The organism is Anabaena sp. EIM26, from assembly GCF_057568715.1.
On sequence record NZ_CM172472.1, the window covers coordinates 5,309,793 to 5,330,116 of the forward strand.

The 20,324-nt window shown below is 39.8% G+C and carries 24 protein-coding genes; 14 read left to right on the plus strand and 10 right to left on the minus strand.

What is annotated here, in order from left to right:
• Positions 1-109 precede the first annotated feature (109 nt).
• From rsgA to grpE, 5 genes are all read right to left on the minus strand, one after another.
• The gene (rsgA, locus tag AC012T_RS23030) at positions 110-1,300 is read right to left on the minus strand and encodes a small ribosomal subunit biogenesis GTPase RsgA (RefSeq protein WP_487061098.1); all 1,191 of its coding nucleotides are present in this window, start codon (positions 1,298-1,300) and stop codon (positions 110-112) included.
• Complete coding sequence (locus tag AC012T_RS23035) at positions 1,297-1,554, minus strand: sulfurtransferase TusA family protein (protein ID WP_015216333.1); 258 nt, start codon at positions 1,552-1,554, stop codon at positions 1,297-1,299. The genes rsgA and AC012T_RS23035 overlap by 4 nt, the downstream gene beginning before the upstream one ends.
• On the minus strand, positions 1,554-2,687 hold the full coding sequence (gene dnaJ, locus AC012T_RS23040; protein WP_438890835.1) for a molecular chaperone DnaJ: 1,134 nt from the start codon (positions 2,685-2,687) through the stop codon (positions 1,554-1,556). The genes AC012T_RS23035 and dnaJ overlap by 1 nt, the downstream gene beginning before the upstream one ends.
• Positions 2,688-3,065: 378 nt before the next feature.
• A complete protein-coding gene (gene dnaK / locus AC012T_RS23045; protein WP_487061100.1) occupies positions 3,066-5,045 on the minus strand; it encodes a molecular chaperone DnaK in 1,980 nt (659 codons plus the stop codon).
• 285 nt (positions 5,046-5,330) lie between these two features.
• The gene (gene grpE, locus AC012T_RS23050; RefSeq protein WP_487061102.1) at positions 5,331-6,077 is read right to left on the minus strand and encodes a nucleotide exchange factor GrpE; all 747 of its coding nucleotides are present in this window, start codon (positions 6,075-6,077) and stop codon (positions 5,331-5,333) included.
• Positions 6,078-6,760: 683 nt separating this feature from the next.
• Between grpE and AC012T_RS23055 the strand changes: the two genes are divergently transcribed.
• The 4 genes from AC012T_RS23055 (at position 6,761) to AC012T_RS23070 (ending at position 11,967) form a co-directional block, all read left to right on the plus strand.
• Complete coding sequence (locus AC012T_RS23055) at positions 6,761-8,773, plus strand: GspE/PulE family protein (RefSeq protein ID WP_487061104.1); 2,013 nt, start codon at positions 6,761-6,763, stop codon at positions 8,771-8,773.
• Between the two features lie 107 nt (positions 8,774-8,880).
• Complete coding sequence (locus AC012T_RS23060) at positions 8,881-10,005, plus strand: type IV pilus twitching motility protein PilT (protein WP_487061106.1); 1,125 nt, start codon at positions 8,881-8,883, stop codon at positions 10,003-10,005.
• A gap of 101 nt (positions 10,006-10,106) precedes the next feature.
• Complete coding sequence (locus AC012T_RS23065; protein ID WP_487066718.1) at positions 10,107-11,330, plus strand: type II secretion system F family protein; 1,224 nt, start codon at positions 10,107-10,109, stop codon at positions 11,328-11,330.
• Between the two features lie 73 nt (positions 11,331-11,403).
• Complete coding sequence (locus tag AC012T_RS23070) at positions 11,404-11,967, plus strand: hypothetical protein (RefSeq protein ID WP_487061108.1); 564 nt, start codon at positions 11,404-11,406, stop codon at positions 11,965-11,967.
• A 321-nt stretch (positions 11,968-12,288) separates the two neighbouring features.
• On the opposite strand, the gene bioU is transcribed toward AC012T_RS23070, so the two are convergent.
• A complete protein-coding gene (gene bioU, locus AC012T_RS23075; protein WP_487061110.1) occupies positions 12,289-13,296 on the minus strand; it encodes a (S)-8-amino-7-oxononanoate synthase BioU in 1,008 nt (335 codons plus the stop codon).
• A 203-nt stretch (positions 13,297-13,499) separates the two neighbouring features.
• Here bioU and AC012T_RS23080 point away from each other — a divergent pair, with 203 nt between their 5' ends.
• The 5 genes from AC012T_RS23080 to AC012T_RS23100 all read left to right on the plus strand — a co-directional run bounded on the left by AC012T_RS23080 (position 13,500) and on the right by AC012T_RS23100 (position 16,290).
• A complete protein-coding gene (locus AC012T_RS23080; RefSeq protein WP_487061112.1) occupies positions 13,500-14,027 on the plus strand; it encodes an opioid growth factor receptor-related protein in 528 nt (175 codons plus the stop codon).
• Positions 14,028-14,105: 78 nt separating this feature from the next.
• Positions 14,106-14,360, plus strand: coding sequence for a hypothetical protein (locus tag AC012T_RS23085; RefSeq protein WP_487061114.1), 255 nt, complete (start codon positions 14,106-14,108; stop codon positions 14,358-14,360).
• 100 nt (positions 14,361-14,460) lie between these two features.
• The gene (locus AC012T_RS23090) at positions 14,461-14,880 is read left to right on the plus strand and encodes a XisH family protein (protein WP_487061116.1); all 420 of its coding nucleotides are present in this window, start codon (positions 14,461-14,463) and stop codon (positions 14,878-14,880) included.
• On the plus strand, positions 14,868-15,206 hold the full coding sequence (locus AC012T_RS23095) for an element excision factor XisI family protein (RefSeq protein ID WP_487061118.1): 339 nt from the start codon (positions 14,868-14,870) through the stop codon (positions 15,204-15,206). The genes AC012T_RS23090 and AC012T_RS23095 overlap by 13 nt, the downstream gene beginning before the upstream one ends.
• 103 nt (positions 15,207-15,309) lie before the next feature.
• Positions 15,310-16,290 carry a serine/threonine-protein kinase gene (locus AC012T_RS23100; RefSeq protein ID WP_487061120.1) on the plus strand — a complete coding sequence of 327 codons (981 nt, stop codon included), beginning with the start codon at positions 15,310-15,312 and terminating at the stop codon, positions 16,288-16,290.
• On the opposite strand, the gene AC012T_RS23105 is transcribed toward AC012T_RS23100, so the two are convergent.
• Positions 16,267-16,500, minus strand: a complete 234-nt coding sequence (locus AC012T_RS23105; RefSeq protein WP_487061122.1) for a hypothetical protein — start codon at positions 16,498-16,500, stop codon at positions 16,267-16,269. The two genes, AC012T_RS23100 and AC012T_RS23105, sit on opposite strands and share 24 nt — an antisense overlap.
• 46 nt (positions 16,501-16,546) lie before the next feature.
• On the opposite strand from AC012T_RS23105, the gene AC012T_RS23110 reads away from it, so the two are divergent.
• From AC012T_RS23110 to AC012T_RS23125, 4 genes are all read left to right on the plus strand, one after another.
• Positions 16,547-16,999 carry a hypothetical protein gene (locus AC012T_RS23110; protein ID WP_487061124.1) on the plus strand — a complete coding sequence of 151 codons (453 nt, stop codon included), beginning with the start codon at positions 16,547-16,549 and terminating at the stop codon, positions 16,997-16,999.
• A 15-nt stretch (positions 17,000-17,014) separates the two neighbouring features.
• Positions 17,015-17,626, plus strand: coding sequence for a PIN domain-containing protein (locus tag AC012T_RS23115; protein ID WP_487061126.1), 612 nt, complete (start codon positions 17,015-17,017; stop codon positions 17,624-17,626).
• A 130-nt stretch (positions 17,627-17,756) separates the two neighbouring features.
• Positions 17,757-18,113: a DUF6883 domain-containing protein gene (locus AC012T_RS23120; protein WP_487061128.1), complete on the plus strand. Its 357-nt coding sequence runs from the start codon at positions 17,757-17,759 to the stop codon at positions 18,111-18,113.
• Between the two features lie 19 nt (positions 18,114-18,132).
• Positions 18,133-18,381 carry a DUF4926 domain-containing protein gene (locus tag AC012T_RS23125; RefSeq protein ID WP_487061130.1) on the plus strand — a complete coding sequence of 83 codons (249 nt, stop codon included), beginning with the start codon at positions 18,133-18,135 and terminating at the stop codon, positions 18,379-18,381.
• A 115-nt stretch (positions 18,382-18,496) separates the two neighbouring features.
• On the opposite strand, the gene AC012T_RS23130 is transcribed toward AC012T_RS23125, so the two are convergent.
• Both AC012T_RS23130 and AC012T_RS23135 read right to left on the minus strand, forming a co-directional pair.
• Positions 18,497-18,763: a type II toxin-antitoxin system PemK/MazF family toxin gene (locus AC012T_RS23130; protein ID WP_487061132.1), complete on the minus strand. Its 267-nt coding sequence runs from the start codon at positions 18,761-18,763 to the stop codon at positions 18,497-18,499.
• Positions 18,764-18,809: 46 nt separating this feature from the next.
• The gene (locus AC012T_RS23135; RefSeq protein ID WP_487061134.1) at positions 18,810-18,995 is read right to left on the minus strand and encodes a hypothetical protein; all 186 of its coding nucleotides are present in this window, start codon (positions 18,993-18,995) and stop codon (positions 18,810-18,812) included.
• A gap of 73 nt (positions 18,996-19,068) precedes the next feature.
• Between AC012T_RS23135 and AC012T_RS23140 the strand changes: the two genes are divergently transcribed.
• Positions 19,069-19,335 (plus strand): ribbon-helix-helix domain-containing protein, encoded by a 267-nt coding sequence (locus AC012T_RS23140; RefSeq protein WP_487061136.1) that lies wholly within the window; start codon positions 19,069-19,071, stop codon positions 19,333-19,335.
• A gap of 244 nt (positions 19,336-19,579) precedes the next feature.
• Here AC012T_RS23140 and AC012T_RS23145 read toward each other — a convergent pair whose 3' ends face one another.
• Positions 19,580-20,323, minus strand: a complete 744-nt coding sequence (locus AC012T_RS23145; RefSeq protein WP_015216313.1) for a response regulator transcription factor — start codon at positions 20,321-20,323, stop codon at positions 19,580-19,582.
• Position 20,324: the final 1 nt, after the last annotated feature.

Genomic DNA, 20,324 nt, shown 5'->3' on the forward strand with positions numbered 1-20,324 from the left:
GAATAGAAAATCGGAGTGCATTTTTTCCAATCACCGAAAACAGGGTTCAGGTTCTATATGATTCTGACTTCCTTCTGACTCCTGACTCCTGACTCCTGACTCCTTTCACCTATTCCTCACTCTCTCGATATAACTCCTGTAAGTCCTGTAATTGAGTTTTGCGGGAAATGCGGCGATATTTTTTACTTTCTAATTTCGGCTCGTACTGACTCTGACCTTTGCCTTTAGATTTTAACTTCAGACTAGATTCGGGGTCAGCTTGCTGTTTAAGATGGGTTTGACGAGCGATCGCATCCCCTAAAAATTCCAAATAATGTTCATATCGTTCCCAGTCTTTACCCACAGCACAATCTGGCTCATCTCGATGGGTACAATCACTAAACCGACAGCTGGCAACTTCTAGTTGTTTTCTGGCTTCTGGGAAATAGTAAATTAATTCTTCTGGGCTACAATCCAAATCAGGTTGATTAAAACCAGGAGTATCAGCCAGCAAACCACCACTGGGCATTTCAAATAATTCTACATGACGGGTGGTATGGCGACCACGGGCTAATTTACCAGAAACTTCTCCCACGCGCAGGTTGATATCGGGAATTAGTCCGTTAATCAGGCTTGATTTTCCCACACCGGAAGGCCCGGCAATCACAGTAATTTTATTGTTTAAATAGTTTGCTATGTGGTCAATATTAATTTGGTTTTGAACACTGATAAAAAGTGGTTGATAACCCCAAGCTAGTAAGCGATCGCTAATTTGCTGTTTTTCAAGAGGGGAAATTAGATCACATTTATTCAAACACAACAGCACATCAACGCCTGTAGACTCAGCTTTAATTAAAAATCTGCTCAATTGGACAGGTTCTAAAGGCGGATCAGCTACCGCAAATACCAGTAGAATTTGGTTAACATTAGCGATCGCTGGTCGGTCTAACTCACTTTGTCGGGGGAGAACATCACCAATAGCTCCCCGTCCCCCGTACCAATCAGGTTCTTCTACAATAACGCGATCGCCCACCATCACATTTTGACCAATTTTTTTCAGGCGTGTTCTGCGTGTACAGAGGAGAATTGGGGAAGAAGGTGACAGGGAACAGGGAACAGGTGACAGTGAAGAGGAACTATCTATGATTTCTTCCTCCTGACTCCTGAACGGCAGTTGCTTCAAGTCGGGAAACCCGCCCAACGCACTGCCTCCTCCTGACTCCTGACTCCTTTCTAAATCCATCTGTACCCGATAAAAATTAGCCTGTACAGCTAAGACCGTACCCCATAAAGGTCCATTAGTAACAGTTTCACCTTTCATTCGGCAACTACAGGACGGCGTACTAACAGAGAAAAATAGCCAGAACAATCCGTAATAGTTTCTACTTGAAAACCTGCCATTGTCAGGCTATCAGGAACTTGTTCAATAGGTTCTCCAGCATCTAACCAGACTTCCAACAAACCACCATCTGGCATTTGCTCCAAACGGAGTTTTGTCCGCACAAAATTAATCGGACAAGGAGTACCGCGCAAATCCAGTTGAGCATCAGGAGTTAACAGGGAAGATACACTCATTACTTAAATAGATTTCCCAAAAAACCTTGACCACCTTTACCAGTCCTATCTCCCTTAATTTTAGCTAGTTTCTCCAGTAGTTCCCTTTCCTCTGGGGTAATCTTATTGGGAATATCAATTAACACTGTGAGCATATGGTCTCCCCGACTCACAGGATTTCCCAACCGAGGAACACCGCGATTTTCCAGCTTCATCACCGTATTGGGCTGAGTTCCTGGGGGAATCATTAACTCCACAAGTCCATCTACAGTATTCACCTCCAAACGGCAGCCTAAAATTGCTTGCAGGTAGCTGAGTTTAATTTCCGAAATAACATTAATTCCATCGCGCTGGAATTCCTCATCTTCATTCACAAACAAATAGACATACAAATCTCCAGGTGGGCCTCCGCGTTGACCAGCATCACCTTCTTGGGAGATTCGCAAACGAGTGCCATTATCTACCCCAGCCGGAATAGTAATTTTCAATTTTTTCGTGACCTGATTTGCGCCTTTACCGTCGCAAGCATCACATTTATCTTCAACTACTGTTCCCGTTCCATTACAAGTGGGACAAGTAGAGACTTGGGTAAAGCTGCCAAAAGGCGTTCTCGTCACACGTCTGACTTGACCAGAACCAGCACAAGTTGCACAAGTTCGGGGACGAGTTCCTGGTTTAGCACCAGAACCGCTACAAACTTCACAAGTTTCTAGATGAGAAATCCGAATTTCTTTTTCGCCACCAAATACCGCTTCCCGAAAATCTAACTTCAGGTCTAGGCGTAGATCATCACCCCGCACAGGACCACTACGTCGTCTTTGCTGCTGGGTTGGACTACCCATGCCGCCAGCAAAGCCACTGAATATGCTTTCAAAGATATCAGCAAAACCGCCCATATCCCCCATATCTTGGAAGCCAGCGCCAGCAGCAGCACCAGATACACCAGCTTCACCAAAACGGTTATAACGCTCGCGGGTTTCTGGCTCAGACAGCACTTCATAAGCGCGGTTGATTTCCTTGAACCGTTCTTCAGCACCAGGTTCTTTGTTCACATCTGGGTGATACTTCCGGGCTTGGCGGCGATAAGCCTGTTTAATTTCTTCTTTGTCGGCGTCACGAGAGACACCCAAAATTTCATAATAGTCGCGGGCCATAAAGCAAGGGTAAAAGTTAGAAGTAAGAAAGCAGAAGTACTTAAAGGAATCAGGTTAAGGAATTAGAGACAATACTTAATTTTTGTTAATAAAGCCACACAATTTTCAATGCATAAAGCTGTCTCTTTTACAATTGTGCTATTTAGATTGGTCAAACTAGTCTCAGCAGACAGAGGAACTAGCCGTACTATTTAGTGTGGAAAACCACCATATACTTTTAGTCGCATCTGTAATATGAGGAATTTTATTCCCCTACAATTCGCTTCTACAATTTAGCAAACCTTGGAGATATAAAACCATGTTGCTTAGATATTAAAAATTTTGGGAACTGGTAATTGGTAATAGAAAAAACTCTTATCCTTACCGTTTACCCATTCACTAGTCTATCGCTTCATAATCAGCCGAAGCCGTATTATCCTCATCAAAATCAAAATTGAATTGTGGTATTGCTGTTTCAGTCATAGCATTTTCTTCTATTAAAGTTACGGAAATATCAGTACGTTCTTTTTCCTCTTCCTGTAATTCCGGGGTTGTGTCTGTTGAGCTACTAGCTCGTTTATAAACATCTGCACCGATCGCAAACAGAGTTTGTTTAAATTCCTCTAATATGGGACTAAAGGTAACTGCGGTGATCGCAGGGTCACTCATGGCCGCTTGGAGTTTGGTAAATTTCTCCTGTGCCGAAGCTTTAACTTTTTCACCAATTAAGTCACTATTCTCCTTTAAAGTAGACGTGTAACTTGCCAACAGGTTATCGGCTTGGTTTTTTAGTTCAATCAGTTCTTTGCGTTTTTTATCTTCTTCGGCAAATAATTCAGCTTGTTGCCGCATTCTTTCGACTTCGGTTTGACTTAAACCACCTGTATTAGTAATGCGAATACTTTGTTCCCTACCTGTACCCTTATCTTGAGCAGCAACTTTGAGAATGCCGTTAACATCTATGTCAAAAGCTACCTCAATTTGTGGTACACCACGAGGAGCAGGGGGAATACCGGCTAAGAGAAACTTACCAAGAGTTTTGTTATCTCGTGCCATTGCTCGTTCTCCTTGAAGAACGTGTATTTCCACGGAATTTTGACCATCAACTGCTGTAGAAAAGACTTGGGATTTACTGGTGGGAATGGTGGTATTACGTTCAATGATTTTAGTGAATACTTCCCCAAGGGTTTCTAGTCCTAAAGATAGGGGAGTGACATCTAAAAGTAACAGGGTATCGACTTCTCCACCGAGAACTCCCGCTTGAACGGCTGCGCCTAGTGCTACAGCTTCATCCGGGTTAACAGAGCGATCAGGCGTTTTGCCATTGTAGAACTTGATCACAGCATTGAGAACTGCGGGGACGCGAGTAGAACCACCCACTAAGATAATGCGATCGATATCTTGTGGTTTGAGGTCTGCATCTTTGAGAGCTTGGATCATTGGTTCGATGGTAGCTGCAATTAAATGTGCTGTGAGTTCTTCAAATTTAGAACGACTCAGTTCCATCTCCAGATGCTTAGGCCCTGTTTCATCAGCAGTGATAAATGGCAAGTTAATGGAGGTATTTACCATGCTGGAAAGTTCAATTTTTGCTTTTTCTGCTGCCTCCCGCAAACGTTGCAGCGCCATTTTATCTTTAGCAATGTCGATCTTCTCTTGTTCTTTAAATTGCTCTACCATCCAGAGGACAAGACAATTGTCAAAGTCGTCTCCACCTAGTTGATTGTTGCCACTAGTGGCTTTAACTTCAAAAACTCCATCTCCTAGTTGCAGGATAGAGACATCAAAAGTTCCACCTCCCAAGTCGAATACTAAAATCAGTTGTTCTTGGTCTTGCTTGTCTAAACCAAAGGCTAAAGCTGCGGCGGTTGGCTCATTGATGATCCGTAAAACTTCTAAGCCAGCAATTGTTCCAGCGTCTTTAGTTGCTTGTCTTTGGGCATCTGTAAAATATGCTGGTACTGTAATCACTGCTTGAGTGACTTCTTCACCTAAAAAGTTTTCTGCCTCCTGTTTGAGTTTTTGCAGGATCATGGCAGATATTTCTTGGGGTGTGTAATTGCGTCCGCGAATCTGCACGTCAACGGTATCGTCTCGACCTTTGACACAGTTATAGGGTACGCGATCGCGTTCTAATTCAGTATCATCCCAACGGCGACCAATAAACCTTTTGATACTATAAATTGTATTTTCAGCATTAGTGATAGATTGTCGTTTAGCCAGCTGACCAACTAAAAGATCGCCACTCTTGCCAAATCCGACAATACTAGGAGTAGTGCGTCCCCCTTCGGAATTAGCAATCACTATCGGTTGGCCACCTTCGACAATAGCAACGCAACTATTAGTAGTGCCTAAGTCAATCCCAATAACTTTTCCCATACTGACAGTATTCTTGATTGAGTGCTTTTACCGTGATTTTTCGCCGACTATCGTTTTTACTCAGGGCTGGAAGCCCAGGAAATTTCTGTGTAAATTTTAGCTACTACTATAGTAGTGATACATAGAATTATATCGAAGTCTGCTACCGAGTCTTTGATGAGAAACACTGCCGGAGGGGGCTGATCAACCTATACAAGGTCAACAGCCCGCCTTTTCTCCAGAAACGCGATTCTGACTCTTGTGAGAATCTAGAACTTTTTAGTCAGCACGACGAGCGAATACAGTTTAACTATTTTCTTGATTCGATTCATTTTCTGGCTCTGTAGGTGTATCTTCTGTAGGAGCTGCCACTTTCACCATTGCATGGCGCAGTACACGTTCTCCCAAATAATATCCGCGTACTAACTCCTCTAATACTGTACCTTCTGGATGTTCATTCGTAGGTTCCCGCATTACTGCTTCGTGCAGATTAGGATCAAATTCTTCACCTTCAGGCCGCATTGGTGAAACACCTAAGCGTTTGAGACAATCCACTAATTGTTTATAAACTCCTTGATAACTTTTGTGAATTGTCATCTCACCTTCTGATTGTGGCTTGAGGTGCGATCGCGCCCGCTCAAAATTATCAACAACAGGCAACAATTCCATAATTGTATTTCTCTTCATCTGCATCTCCATGTCTTCTTTTTCTTTGGAGGTGCGTTTGCGGTAATTTTCAAAATCTGCGGCAATCCGCATATATTGATTACTACGATCTTCTAGTTGCGTTTTCACGGACTCAAGTTGTTGAGCCAATTCTGCTAAAGCTGGCGTATCCACTTCTATTTTTTCTGCCGCAGCGACGTTATTTTCTTCGACGAGTGTAGGTTCTCCCGGTATATTATTTTGGGTTGCCATTTGCTCAGTTACGTCGCTGCCAGATTCATTATGGTTATTGTCGGTTGGGGAGTCGCTCTTCATTGCTTGCTTTACCTCTATTGGTTGACCCAATTGCTGGTTTGTATCGTTTACTTGTTTATTTTCTTCTATCATTGTCTACTCATCCCAGATGCTTTTTACGGCAGAGCGTCAAGCAATTGTGGATTGCGGATCGGGATTCCAGATTTAGTCTCTATCTAAAGACATAGATTTGGTTTTTGATTTCAGGATTTTTGGTTTTGGTTTTATTCCATAGTTGAAACTGCCGTTGCGCTGTAATAGCTTTTAGATTTTGTCTTTTTAATCTAAAGTCTGAGGGACACATCTTGCAACAGTTACTGTTTAGGACTGACAACAGCGGCTAATTTAACCACCGAATTTTCCTAGAAGTGATGTCACTATTATCTTATTGTGGCAAATGGGGAACAAATGAGCGGTAATTAATCGCCTGCGTCCCTGATCATAAGTCAGTTTTTTAACTAATTACAAGCATGGTAATCTAAAAGCTGCCAGGACTTATGCAACTGGCATACAAGTAAGTACGTCAGATGTCCAAAATCTGTTGATACTATACTGCAAACGGGCAAAATTTGTACTTATTTCATACTGTTCAGGGAGTGTGGCGTATGAATCTTAAGTCGTTACGTAAAAAAAGGCGCACCAGTACCTAGAATCGTGCTAAAAATAAAAAATTTTAAGAAGAAAAATTTTAAACTGTAATTTAATACAGCCACTATGAGAATAATTGACTACAGTGTGGGAATACTTAAATAAGAGATTTCCTTGCGAGATTGCTTATGACTTACTCGTCACCACAACGGCGTAGCACCGCTCTAACGACAAGAACAGAGTTTTCGCCCTTCGGCAACAAGCTGGTACAATCTGGCTATATCAACAGTGAACAGATGAAGCAGGCGCTGATTGAAAGCCGCAAGTCTGGCAAAATGTTGACAGATGTACTAGAGTCAATCACTGGGCAACAACTATCACCTGAATTTCTCAGGGAATACAAAAAACAACATTTATTTGAACTCAAAATACTATACGGCGTTGAATTCCTAGATCCTGAAGTTAATCAAATTGGCGACCTGATGGTAAGTCAATTGATTGAAACCCTGATTCCAGTGGATATCTGTCGTCGTCATCGTCTAGTACCTCTGTCAAGACACGATGACAAAACCCCGCCTTATGTGTTAGTGGCAATGGTTGATCCGGATAATCTAGAGGCATCTGATGACCTCAACCGGATTTTGCGTAACCAAAATTTGTCCTTACAGAGGATGGTAATTACTCAGGAAGATTACCAACAACTGATTAATCAATACTTAGATGAGTTTGCTGTTAAACAAAAGCAACTCGAACAAGAAAAGTTTACAGATGTTGGTCAAGATTTAGTAGATATCGAAAATCTGAATGATGAAGAAGTTGCTGAAGATAAGGATGCGGACATAAATGCATCTATTAAGGATGCTGAAGATGCACCTATCATCAAACTTGTCAACAGAATCCTGTTCAAAGCTTTGCATGAAGGTGTTTCGGATATTCACATCGAACCACAAGAGGAAAACTTAAGAATTCGGTTCCGCAAAGATGGGGTGCTGCGTGAAGCTTTTCCCGCTATGCCCAAAAAAATTATTTTGGCGGTGACAGCCCGATTTAAAATCATTGCTAATTTAGATATCGCTGAGAGACGCTTACCCCAAGATGGACGCATTCGCAGATTGTTTGAAGGGAGGAAAGTAGATTTCCGTGTCAATACCTTACCCAGTCGCTATGGGGAAAAAGTGGTACTACGGATTTTGGATAATTCATCAACTCAACTGGGATTGGATAAGTTAATTACTGATGCAGAGACTCTGCATATTGTCCAGGATATGGTCAGTAGGCCTTTCGGGTTGATTTTGGTGACAGGTCCGACTGGTTCTGGTAAAACGACTTCGTTGTATTCGGCATTGGCAGAAAAGAATGATCCGGGGATTAATATCAGTACTGTAGAAGACCCGATTGAGTACAGTTTGCCAGGGATTACTCAGGTACAGGTAATACGAGAAAAAGGACTGGATTTTTCGACAGCGTTAAGAGCCTTCTTACGACAAGATCCTGATGTGTTATTGGTGGGTGAAACACGGGATAAGGAAACGGCGAAAACGGCGATTGAGGCGGCTTTGACAGGTCACTTGGTTTTAACTACCTTACACACAAATGATGCTCCTGGTGCGATCGCTCGTTTGGGAGAAATGGAAATTGAACCATTCATGGTTTCCAGTTCCCTAATTGGTGTTTTAGCACAACGTTTAGTACGTCGTGTCTGTTCAGAGTGTCGGATTCCCTATACTCCCACTACCGAAGAACTTGCTCGTTATGGGTTATCAGCTTCTACAGATGTGGGTATAACCTTCTATAAAGCTAACTCACTACTTCCAGAAGCGATCGCAGAAGCTCAAACCAAAAATCAGCTTTGCCAAAAATGTAATGGTGTTGGCTATAAGGGACGTGTTGGTGTTTATGAAGTCATGCGAATCACCGAAACCCTCCAAACTCTCATCAACGAAGACGCACCCACAGAACGCATTAAAGAAGTAGCAGTAGAAGAAGGGATGAAAACCTTACTCGCTTACAGTCTCGATTTAGTCCGTCAAGGTGCCACCACACTAGAAGAAGTTGATCGAGTCACATTTACTGATACAGGTTTGGAAGCTGAATTGAAAGCAAAACGCAAGAGCGGTCTAACCTGCAAAACTTGTGATGCCACATTACAACAAGAATGGCTAGATTGTCCTTACTGTATGACACCTCGTTTTCAAGATTAGTGTCAGGAGTCAGGAGGAAAGATATAGTTTCAAAACCTTTGATTTCTTGGAATTAATTTACTTAGTCTTTTAATTGTGAATTTTGAATTTTAAATTGGAGAACAACTATGGAAATGATGATTGAAGACTTGATGGAGCAGCTAATTGATATGGGTGGTTCAGATCTGCACTTATCAGCAGGTTTGCCTCCCTACTTCCGCGTCAGTGGTCATCTGACTCCCATTGGAGATCACATACTAACCGCAGATGAATGCCAAAGACTGATTTTTAGTATGCTCAACAACACCCAGCGCAAAACCTTAGAACAAACCTGGGAATTAGATTGTTCCTATGGTGTCAAAGGATTAGCTCGCTTTCGGGTGAATGTCTACAAAGAACGTGGTGCTTATGCAGCTTGTTTACGAGCATTAAGTTCTAAAATTCCTAACTTTGAAAAATTAGGTCTACCAGATGTCGTCCGGGAAATGTCTGAAAAGCCCAGAGGATTAATTCTCGTCACCGGGCCTACAGGTTCCGGAAAGACTACTACTCTAGCCGCAATGATTGACCTCATTAACCGCACTAGAGCAGAACATATATTAACAGTAGAAGACCCCGTAGAATTTGTTTACGAACCAGTTAAAAGTTTAGTTCACCAACGTCAACTAGGTGAAGATACTAAAAGCTTTGCTAACGCCTTAAAAGCTGCTTTGCGGGAAGATCCAGATATTATTCTGGTAGGAGAAATGCGAGATTTGGAAACAATTTCTTTGGCAATTTCCGCAGCGGAAACCGGACACTTGGTATTTGGAACACTGCACACCAGTTCAGCTGCACAAACTGTTGACCGGATGATTGACGTTTTCCCTCATGAAAGACAAACCCAAGTTCGGGTACAGTTATCCAACTCTTTAGTAGCAGTCTTTAGCCAAACTTTAGTACCCAAGAAAAATCCTAAGCCAGGTGAATATGGTCGAATCATGGCTCAAGAAATTATGATTATTACTCCTGCTATTTCCAACCTAATTCGTGAAGGTAAAACAGCCCAAATTTATTCAGCTATCCAAACTGGCGGTAAATTGGGAATGCAAACTCTCGAAAAAGTCTTAGCTGATTTATACAAAACTGGAGCTATCTCCTTTGAAGCAGCTATGTCTAAAACTTCTAAACCCGATGAAGTTCAACGTCTAATTGGGACAACAGCACCTGCTGCTGCTGGTGCAAAACCTGGTACTGCTGCTAGAACTCGTTAAAATTGGTGACTGGGGATTGGGAACTGGAAACAGACAGCAGAAGAAAGTTTACCAATCACCAATTACCAATTGCCAATTACCAATTACCAATTACCAAATTTATGCCAACTTATCTTGCCCGTATTCGCGATTCTGAAGGAAAATCTCGCACAGAGAAATTTGTTGCTGATTCCTTAACAGATGCTCGAACTGATCTCAGAAATAAAGGTTTTGTTGTCCAAGAATTAAAAGAATCTCAAAGCTTGGCTTCAATCCTTGATTTCAAAAAATTTCAGAATTCTTTGGTGAAAGTTTCTGTTAAAGATAAAGCCGTTTTTTCCCGTCAATTTGCTGCTTTGGTAAATGCAGGTGTAGCAATTGTCAGAGGATTAGGAGTACTTTCTGAACAGTGTAGTAATCCTAAACTTAAACAAGCTCTGATTGAGATTTGTGCCGATGTTCAAACTGGAGTTAATCTTTCAGATTCCATGCGTAAACATCCTGACTGTTTTGATGGTTTGTATGTCAGTATGGTTCAAGCAGGAGAAATAGGTGGTGTACTTGATGAAGTATTAAATCGCCTAGCAAAATTATTAGAAGATGTAGCTCGATTACAAAACCAAATTAAATCAGCACTATCTTATCCTGTAGTAGTAGGTTTTTTAGCCACCGCTATTTTTGTGGGTATGACAGTTTTTTTGATTCCTATTTTTGCCAACATTTTTGAAGATATAGGAGTGGAATTACCTCCATTAACACAATTTTTGATGACCTGTAGTAGAATACTGCGAAGTTGGTGGTCTTTAGCGATCATTGGTGCTTTTATGGCATTATCGTTTGTTTATAAACAGTATTACAAAACCCGTGTTGGCAAGGAAAATATTGACCGTCTTTCTTTAAAAGTACCTTTGTTTGGTGACTTGATTCAAAAATCGTCAGTAGCTCGTTTTAGTCGGACTTTTGGTTCTCTAACTCGTTCAGGAGTACCAATTCTAACTTGCTTGGAAATCGTGCGGGATACATCAGGAAATCAAGTAGTTGCTAATGCCATAGATGCAGCCCGTTTAGATGTTCAACAAGGAGGTATGATTAGTACTGCCTTGCAAAAAGATGCAGTTTTTCCCGCTATGGCAATTCAGATGATGAGCATCGGAGAAGAAACTGGGGAATTAGATGCTATGTTGATGAAAGTTGCTGATTTCTATGAAGATGAAGTAGAACAAGCAGTTAAAGCACTAACCAGCGTTTTGGAGCCTCTAATGATTGTAGTTCTTGGGGGTATGGTTGGTACAATTTTGTTAGCAATGTATCTGCCTATGTTTAAGGTATTTGAAACCCTGGGCTAAAAAATCAGTTATCAGTGAACAGTAAACAAACTGATAACTGAATAATTGATAACTGAATAATAACTAAAAAATTATGTCTGTACAAAAATCTTTTTATGAAGGTAGTTTGGCGGAGTATAGTAATCATATAGCTGCGATCGCACTCCTCAAACAACATCGTCCCTATTTGGAGATGATTCCGAGTCTGCGTCGTCCTGCTGAAAGTGTCATCACTATCCCTTTACCCATAGTCCGTCTCCGTGATATTGAGGCTAAAACCTCACAGACTTTATGTTTACCCTGTGATATCGCCATTTTGATGTGTGACCCAGAATGGAAAATCAAAACCGGCGCGGAAATATTGCTCTTTATTCATCGTCCTCACGAAGACTTTTCCGACTTATTGAGACGTTGGCGACAATCTCAAGTCTGGTTAGACAAAGACTATGAATGGTTAATGCACCCTCGTCACAGTCATATTTTAAGTGATGGAGCTAATACAATTTATCCTCTGTTTGTAATTTTTAATGAGACATCAGAACGCATTCAGAGGGGTTTGGTAGGTGCTGAACTGCCTTTTGTAATTCAAGCACCACCAGTTGTGATTGAAGAAGAGGGCGTGGAGTCTTTTTCTTCTTCCGAACTTCCACCAACTTAGAAGAGGCGATAGGTAAAAGTCTGAATCAGGATTTGCAGGATTTAAGGATTGTCAGGATTAATATAATTTTTTCATCCAGTCCCCAGTCCTCACAGGTGTAGGTTTTTTACATTGTCGTGAGGGCAAGACTTGGGGGACAAGGCTGACAAGGTGACAAGGGAGGAAAACTTGAGAAACTCTGTATGATTAGCAACAAGAATAGCCCGTCAACAGACTATTATCCGTATAAAATCTTCCTTGTCTACCAATACCTCCTTGTCTTCCTAGTCCTGCCTTCACAGTTAATATTAAACACCTACCCTTGTGAGAGTCCCCAATCCCCTATTTTACAAACTTCGGCATAATTTCCGCTGCGGTGAATAAGCCAGAAATGCCCCGTTGATGTAATTCTTGACCAGCTTTGAGATAACCAAAAGCAGGACCGCATACATTAGCAGCCATACTGGTTTCATCGCCTAAAGTAAAAGTGTGGGTAGAAATTTTGCCTTCAAAGGTGCGTCCGGTGATTTTCACATTGGTACTGAGGGGTTTTTTGGGATTGCGGGTATCCACTACACCACCAACTGTGACTCTATCCCGTGAACAAATTCCCGCTATTTCTAACATCACATCATCGGCGTGTTCCATATTTTCCAAAGTTAATACGCCGTTGGTTTTATCTAGTAATGCTTCTACCTCTGCGTCAGTCATCGCCCTAGCTGCTTCTACACTATAACCGGGCATATGTCCAATATCTTCCCGAACAGTAGCACGGTAAGCTTCCCAGTTACCAATTCCCACACCAAAGGTAATTACCACATTGTGAATTTCCGCGTAACTTTGGGCGGCTAATGCGGCGGCGGCGGTTAACAGTCCAGGGGTAGCACCACAGCCAGTCATATAAGTAATTCCCGCAGCTTGCAGTTCGTCTTTCATGGCTAGAAGTTGTTCTACTGCACTGGTGCGTTTAATAGCATCCACCAGCACACCTTTCCAACCGGCTTGGATAAACTCTTTAGCGACGTTGGGGATAAAGTCGTTGGGGAGGTTAGGTAAAGCCAGGAAATAACCATCTACAGCGTCACCTGTGGCTTGAATTAAATCCTGAATGCTGTTATTGCTTAATGTCCCAACAGGTTCTAAATAACCCACTGTACCTTGATTTTGGTAAGTGGTAATGCAAGCATCAGTGTTTAAGCCTTCGGTGGAGTAAGCATAACCTTTTTGGTCTGCGGCTGCGACTAATATCATTTCCCGTTTGCTGGAAAGGAGTTTGGCGGCTGCTTGGCCGAGTCCACCAAAACCCAGGACTCCGACGCGGATAGGTTGGTTTGTTGGTTGTGTGTTCATAGTTAATTTAGTGGGGCGTATAAACCTTAAATTTTACGTATAATAACGTAAGTTGTTAGTTAGGGAAACAGTCTGATAGCGTAGCGTGGTGCAAGCCATATCAGGATATCCAGGATTAAAGGATGATCAGGATGAAAATAGGCATTACCTATTACTAGCCTTAACCAGCTTCAACTATTTTATTTACAAAACTCTTATTATATATGAATTTCGACTCTCCCATTTTGCAATTTTATTCGGGAAATGCGCCAGATACACGAAATCGCATGATAGAGCAGATATGGCAGCAAGATCATGTATGGTTAGAAAAGACCCATGATTATATTCAGTGGTTATTTCCACTAATTGAGGGGAGTCGTTTTCATGCTCAAGCCCCAATTTTAACGGAGTCAGATATTCTAGTTTTTAGGAATAGTGAAACTTTGCGAGAGAATTTAAGCAAGTCTCTGAATTTGATGCTTGATTTTTATGGATTGTCATTAGTTGAAAAGGAAAATAATCAAGTTGAGATTATTCTATCGGCTTCATTTTCTCAACGTAAGCAAATATGGGTTCACTGGGGGAATCATAATTATATGAGAATAACTAGAATTTTGAAATGTCTCCGTTTGGTGGGATTGGATATATACGCGCAAGCTTTTTTTAAGTGTTTGCAGGAAATCTATATTTTAGAAAAGGGTGAAATTACTAACCTTACTTTATCCTATTGGCAAGAGGCTTTACAGGTTTAATTATGCTTGATTTTTATGGGTTATCAACTAGAAAAAAGCTATAATTGCCTCAACGTTATTTAAGATAGCTTAAAAATCGTGAGCCAACTATTAACCCTGGAACTGAACGATGACGTTTATACAGCTTTGCAGCAACAAGCTACAGCAGTGGGACTTTCAGTAGCAGAATTAGTTGCTGCTTCCCTAAATCGTCAGTATAGCTCAGTTATTCCTAAATCTTATCCTCCAGAAGCAAGGGCTAAAGAGTTTCGTGAATGGGTTTCTCAATTTCCTGAAACTGGTCTAAGTTTACCTAATGAAGCTTTTAGCCGAGATAGTATTTACGAAGAATGACGAGATATATTCTTGATACTAATGTTGTGATGCGCTTCTGTAATCCTTCTGATGTTCAGCATCACCTAGCACTGAATTCAGTTTTAATAAAATAAATCCTATGCCAGCTAAAGACATCTATCACAATACTGTAAAAAATGCACTCATCAAAGATGGTTGGAAAATTATCCATGATCCTTTGCGGATTCGTTTAGCGAGAGGTAAAAACCTATTTGTTGATTTAGGCGCTGAGAGATTATTAGCAGCAGAACGAGAAACCGAAAAAATAGCTGTTGAGGTGAAAAGTTTTACAAGACCTTCGGATATAAAAGACTTGGAAGATGCTGTTGGTCAATTTGTTTTATATGATCATTTATTAGCACGTTATTATCCTGAATATAAGTTATTTCTGGCTGTGAGTGAAAGCACTTGTAAAACAGTTTTTGAAGAAGAAGCAGGTCAAACTTTAATTGAAGATGGTGTGATTCGTTTATTTAGTTTCGATTCTGAACAGGAGGTAATTGTCAAATGGATTCCTTAACTAATCAATATCGTCAAATTATTCAACAAATTCTCGAAGGATATGCTGATTTTATTGGCAATGATGAACAAGTTAAAGTTGAACTGGTGTTAGATGAAAAAAATGATCGTTATTTATTAGTAGAAACTGGTTGGAAAAATGGTTATCGGATATATGGAACTTTATTACATCTTGATTTAATTGATGCTAAGGTTTGGATTCAACATGATGGGACTGAGGAGGGTATTGCTAATGATTTGGTTGCTGCGGGAATACCAAAAGCACATATTATTTTAGGGTTTAAAGCTCCTGAAGTTAGGAAATATACGGAATTTGCTGTTTCTTAAATTTTGTAAATACTTGGAAATACCTCAGCGTTTTGATGGTTATGGTGGTGGAATTGTTTTGATTATGCTACAAGTAAAGATAAAGTTTAGGTAATCTAAAAATATGGCAAAACCAACGAATTTTGGTGATAGATGGGAAATTATTGAGTCATATGGTGAAGGTGGTCAGTCTTGGGTGTATCGTGTCAAAGATTTAGCAGGAGAATTTACTGAAGATTGTATTCTAAAAAGATTGAAAAATACTAAACGACTTGACAGATTTGAGCAGGAAGTTAGGGCAGGAATAGAATTGAATCATCCTCAGATTCCCCCAATTTTAGATAAAAATCTACAAACTCAACCTTATTATTTTGTAACTAAATACTACCAAGGTCATACATTAACTAATGTTGTAACTAATGATGGACTATTAGAGCCACTCAAAGCACTAACAGTTTTTATAAAAATATGTGAACCAGTAGCGTATGCACATGAAAATGGTATAGTACATCGTGACTTAAAACCCGATAATATAATTCTTGATCAAGATGATAATCCTATAATTCTTGACTTTGGTATTTGCTACTTTAGAGATGAAAATAACCGTTTCACGGAGACTATGGAGCAAGTCGGCTCTCGATATTATATTGCACCTGAATTAGAAAATGGACGCACTGATCAAGTAACTGATGCTGTTGATTCATACGCATTAGGCAAAATCTTGTATTTTTTGCTGACTGGAAAAATATTTGCTAGGGAAAACTACAATGACTCTAACGATCTATCTACTGTATGTAAAAATCCTCAACTCGATTATGTAACAAAAAAAATATTAGCTAAATCAGTTGTTGAGCAGCCCAGTGCGCGTAGTTCAGTATCTGAGTTGAAAGAATTTGCCGAAACAGTTAGACGCTTAATCTATGAACATTTCTATCCTAATAAAGTTGGTTCACGATGTCGTTTTTGTGGTGAAGGTACTTATGAATCGTTCCGTTCTGATTATCTACAAATTTCCAATAACTGGTCTGGTTTCGAGGCTATTTCTTGTAACGTCTGTCAAAACATACAGTTTTTCAAAAGTTCAAAGCCTTCCGGTTTTATTTAACCAATATAAAACCTTCTGTTCTACTGTATGAGTCATGAAAACAAGAATGTCTAAAACAATCGCATTTATTGATGTAGAGTTAAGAACGATCGCATTATCTGATGTAGAGTTAAGAGCGATCGCATTATCTGATTTAGAGTAGAGAGCGATCGCATTTCTGAGGTAGAGTGAAGAGCGATATCTACGATGGGCTATGCCTACGCTTATCATTTATAATGAATATATTGCAATAGTCAATGTCACGAGGATTAGAAAAATGGACGTTACAAAACTTAGTGACAAAACAATAGAAGTATCTGATATTACAGCTTGGGATAAAAATGGACAGAAACTGTTAGTATCAAAAGTTAGAGCTAGAGATATTGTAGAAGATATTACCGGAAAGGTTGAAGATATTCTCAAGTTTGAACATGAACACAATAGAGTGATAATTCCTTATGCTATGACAGCTACCCGTGAAGAAATTAAATTTTTTCGATGGGATGGGGAAAAGTTAGAAGATGTCTACACTTTCCCAACTCATGAAGTTTTGTCTGAATATGATCCAGAATTTAGTCATAAAAAGAGGATTTTTGAATATTATTTAGAAACATTAGTTGAAGGATGGTTAAGAGATTTGGCTGATAACTGGAAAACAGATAATCCTCCAAAATCAGAAGAACTAACCCAAATAGGTTTTGTAAAGAAAATTTATGATGCAACACACTAAAAGTTAGTAAATTTAATGATTACGCTTTACATAGAAACTAATTTTTTTATTGATTTTGCGAAAAACCAAGATCAAGATACTGAGAATTTAGTAAATTTCCAATATCCTGAAGTAACAACAAGAATTAAAATAGTAACTCCTGCAATTTGTTGTATGGAATCTCTTTGTGTATTAAAAAAAGAGCGAAACAGAAGTAATTGGTTTAGTGATAATTTACAGGATGAAGTAAGAAAACTCAAAGGAGATGTTAACTCTCAATACTCTAGAGAAATTAAACGATATTTAGAACAAGCAATTATTAAAAATAATGAGAGAATAAATGAGATCAATACTCGTCTTTTTGATGTTTTAGAATGGGCTAAAAATTCTGTGGAATTAATACAATTAAAAACAGATATACTCAGTAAAAGTCTAGAAAATTTACTTATTAATGATCCTACAGACAATTTAATTTTACATTGTATTCTTGATCATGCCAAAACATCTTTAAATAATCAAAAAGTTTTTTTAAGTGGAAATTCTGACGACTTTGGTACAAAAGAGATTAAAGGAATATTGCAGGAAAGAGGTATAAGATATTTTGTCAAGACGGGAGATTTTTTAGGGTGGTTAAATTCACAGCTTTAATTATCGGGTAATATCGCATTTATGGGTGTAGTGTTGAGAGCGATACCTTCGGTAAGCTTTGCTAACGCATTATCTGATGTAGAGTGAGAGCGATACCTACGGCTGGCTTCATCTACGTATCTACAAGTATATGGAAGACTATAATTCAACAAATATAATCCCAAATGCAGAAAATGCAGTTATTGACATTCGTAAACTACGTGACTACTCCCTTAATCGAGATCATCCCACAGGAAAGGATAAAGCTCGTCTGTTTTCATCAATTTTAGGCATGACTGCTGAAAATGCTGAGGAATTACGCCAGATTATTTTGGAAAAAGTTAAAATTCAAGAAGCTTGCTTAAATAAAAGTGATCAACATGGACAACGTTACTATGTAGATTTTACTTTGAACAGGCACAATAGAAGTGCAACCATTCGTAGTTGTTGGATTATCGAGCCTTGTTCTGATTTTCCAAGATTAACAAGTTGCTATATTAAATTGTAATATTTGAAGGTTGTAAAAAATGAGTAAACTTGAACCAAAGTTACTAGATGTAGTAGCAATCACAGTTGATTTACCTGAATATAACCTGTTACGTGGTCAAGTTGGTACAATAGTGGAATTACTAGCAGATGGTAATGTATTTGAAGTGGAATTTAGCGATAGTAATGGACAAGCCTATGAATTTGCTGCTTTAACTTTAGAGCAAATTATGGTTTTGCATTTTGAGCCAAAATCTCCTGATTTAGAAAAATCAACAGTGACAGTGTAAGTAGTAAATTGAGATGCTTATTGTAGAGTGTATAGCGTGTTTCTAATTTAACATGAGAGCGATAGCGAAGCACTCTGTAGGAATCGCATTCATTATTGATGTAGAGTGAGAACGATTATTCAGCAACATCCTGTAAATCAAATGCGAATTTAATCGCTTGCTGAATTTCTAGCATAACCTCCTCTGGTAACTTGCCCAATTTTCGCTCTAGTCTTACCGTTGGAATAGATCCAATACCTTGAACATTTGCGGTAGAATCCCGTTCAAGAAATTGTAGTCGAGGTAGTGCAACCTCATAAAAACTTCCCCGATTTTGGGTAGTTAGTGGTACATAAATCACCAAAGCTCGTGGTGGATCTGGGTCATTACGGGATACAATCACAATTGGGCGTGTTTTTGCTGCTATACCCAAATCAGCAAGCCAAATTTCACCAAGTTAAGGGTTCATCCAACAAATCCAAAACTTCCTGCTCTACTGTACGGGTTCTGAGAATGTCTAAAACATCCTGATCTACCATTTCGATTATTTCTAGAATACAATGGCGAACTTGTTCTGCTACAGCAGGTTGCCAGTAACTTAACTTTGTATTTAGTTCTTCAATTAAAGCATCCATAATAATTCTGTATACTTCTAACTATTAATATTACAATATTTATTATCTACAGCCAACTTAACCAAAATTTATTATGAGTATCAGTCTCACACCTAAGCAAGAACACTTTATTCAAACAAAACTGCAAACTGGAAAATACCACTCTGTAGAAGAAGTTATAGAAATTGCTCTTCAGTTACTAGATGAGTATGATCGTTCTGAGACAGAATGGGTTAAAGAAGTGTGCAAAGAAATTGATGCTGCGATCGCAATTTCAGAACATACAGCACCTATTGACGGTGAAACATTTGTAAATCAAATTTTAGACCATTTTCAGCAACAACGACAGGCACCAAAATGAATCATTACGTTATTAATATTCTCGCTAGTCGTGATCTAAATGAAATTGCTGAATACTTCTCACAAAATAATTTTTATGGAGAGTTATGAGCGATCGCTTTGGTAAGCTTCGCTAACGCATTGCTGGTGTAGAGTAAAGAGCGATTATTCAACTTCATCTTGGGAATTTAATCACTTGCTAATCATCACAAAGCAGGGGCGCGACTTTCACGCCCCTACAATGATGAGGTAGATTTCGTTAAATGTTACTCAACTACTGTAGCGGCAGTTCCCTCATGAGACGGTGGTAGACTGGGTAACTCCAGACAGTATCCCGCACCATATACCGTCTTAATATAGCGAGGATGACGAGGATCTGGTTCGAGCTTAGTCCTTAAGTGGCGAATATGCACCCGAATTGTTTCAATGTCATCATCAGGATCGTAACCCCAAACTTCTCTGAGGATTTCGCTAGGGGAAACTGTCTGACCGTGGCGCTGAAGCAAGCAATGAAGTAGCTCAAATTCCAAATGAGTCAATTTCACAGTGTCATTGAACCAAATGGCCTCAAATCTTTCTGGAACGAGGGTAAGAGGCCCATAGTTGAGAATCTCACTGTGCTTGGCTGCTTGGGGAATGCGGTCAGTCCGACGCAACAAAGCCCGCACTCGCGCTAACATTTCTTCTACTTCAAAAGGCTTGGTCAAGTAGTCATCTGCGCCAGCATTGAAACCTTCAACTTTATATTGAGTTTGGCTTAACGCCGTCAACATCAAGACAGGAATTTCAGCCGTGCGCTCATCTCGACGTAAGCGTTGGCAAATGGTAAATCCATCTACTCTGGGTAACATGAGATCGAGCATGATCAAGTCGGGTTGCAGCTGGAGGGCCAGCGCCTGACCTTTAATGCCGTCTTCAGCTTGACTAACATCATAGCCAGCCATTTCTAAGTTGACAGCAACGAGTTCTGAGATCGCTGGGTCATCGTCTATGACAAGAATCCTCGGCATT

Excerpts from the sequence above, each read along its gene's own strand:
- AC012T_RS23100 (WP_487061120.1), top strand. The coding sequence starts at position 15,310 with ATGGCAAAACCAACGAATTTTGGTGATAGATGGGAAATTATTGAGTCA.
- AC012T_RS23120 (WP_487061128.1), top strand. The coding sequence starts at position 17,757 with ATGGAAGACTATAATTCAACAAATATAATCCCAAATGCAGAAAATGCA.
- AC012T_RS23105 (WP_487061122.1), bottom strand. The coding sequence starts at position 16,500 with ATGATAAGCGTAGGCATAGCCCATCGTAGATATCGCTCTTCACTCTAC.
- AC012T_RS23035 (WP_015216333.1), bottom strand. The coding sequence starts at position 1,554 with ATGAGTGTATCTTCCCTGTTAACTCCTGATGCTCAACTGGATTTGCGC.
- dnaK (WP_487061100.1), bottom strand. The coding sequence starts at position 5,045 with ATGGGAAAAGTTATTGGGATTGACTTAGGCACTACTAATAGTTGCGTT.
- grpE (WP_487061102.1), bottom strand. The coding sequence starts at position 6,077 with ATGATAGAAGAAAATAAACAAGTAAACGATACAAACCAGCAATTGGGT.
- AC012T_RS23115 (WP_487061126.1), top strand. The coding sequence starts at position 17,015 with ATGATTACGCTTTACATAGAAACTAATTTTTTTATTGATTTTGCGAAA.
- AC012T_RS23080 (WP_487061112.1), top strand. The coding sequence starts at position 13,500 with ATGAATTTCGACTCTCCCATTTTGCAATTTTATTCGGGAAATGCGCCA.
- AC012T_RS23065 (WP_487066718.1), top strand. The coding sequence starts at position 10,107 with ATGCCAACTTATCTTGCCCGTATTCGCGATTCTGAAGGAAAATCTCGC.
- AC012T_RS23095 (WP_487061118.1), top strand. The coding sequence starts at position 14,868 with ATGGATTCCTTAACTAATCAATATCGTCAAATTATTCAACAAATTCTC.
- AC012T_RS23110 (WP_487061124.1), top strand. The coding sequence starts at position 16,547 with ATGGACGTTACAAAACTTAGTGACAAAACAATAGAAGTATCTGATATT.
- AC012T_RS23145 (WP_015216313.1), bottom strand. The coding sequence starts at position 20,323 with ATGCCGAGGATTCTTGTCATAGACGATGACCCAGCGATCTCAGAACTC.
- rsgA (WP_487061098.1), bottom strand. The coding sequence starts at position 1,300 with ATGAAAGGTGAAACTGTTACTAATGGACCTTTATGGGGTACGGTCTTA.
- AC012T_RS23135 (WP_487061134.1), bottom strand. The coding sequence starts at position 18,995 with ATGGATGCTTTAATTGAAGAACTAAATACAAAGTTAAGTTACTGGCAA.
- AC012T_RS23055 (WP_487061104.1), top strand. The coding sequence starts at position 6,761 with ATGACTTACTCGTCACCACAACGGCGTAGCACCGCTCTAACGACAAGA.
- bioU (WP_487061110.1), bottom strand. The coding sequence starts at position 13,296 with ATGAACACACAACCAACAAACCAACCTATCCGCGTCGGAGTCCTGGGT.
- AC012T_RS23060 (WP_487061106.1), top strand. The coding sequence starts at position 8,881 with ATGGAAATGATGATTGAAGACTTGATGGAGCAGCTAATTGATATGGGT.
- AC012T_RS23125 (WP_487061130.1), top strand. The coding sequence starts at position 18,133 with ATGAGTAAACTTGAACCAAAGTTACTAGATGTAGTAGCAATCACAGTT.
- AC012T_RS23140 (WP_487061136.1), top strand. The coding sequence starts at position 19,069 with ATGAGTATCAGTCTCACACCTAAGCAAGAACACTTTATTCAAACAAAA.
- AC012T_RS23090 (WP_487061116.1), top strand. The coding sequence starts at position 14,461 with ATGCCAGCTAAAGACATCTATCACAATACTGTAAAAAATGCACTCATC.
- AC012T_RS23070 (WP_487061108.1), top strand. The coding sequence starts at position 11,404 with ATGTCTGTACAAAAATCTTTTTATGAAGGTAGTTTGGCGGAGTATAGT.
- dnaJ (WP_438890835.1), bottom strand. The coding sequence starts at position 2,687 with ATGGCCCGCGACTATTATGAAATTTTGGGTGTCTCTCGTGACGCCGAC.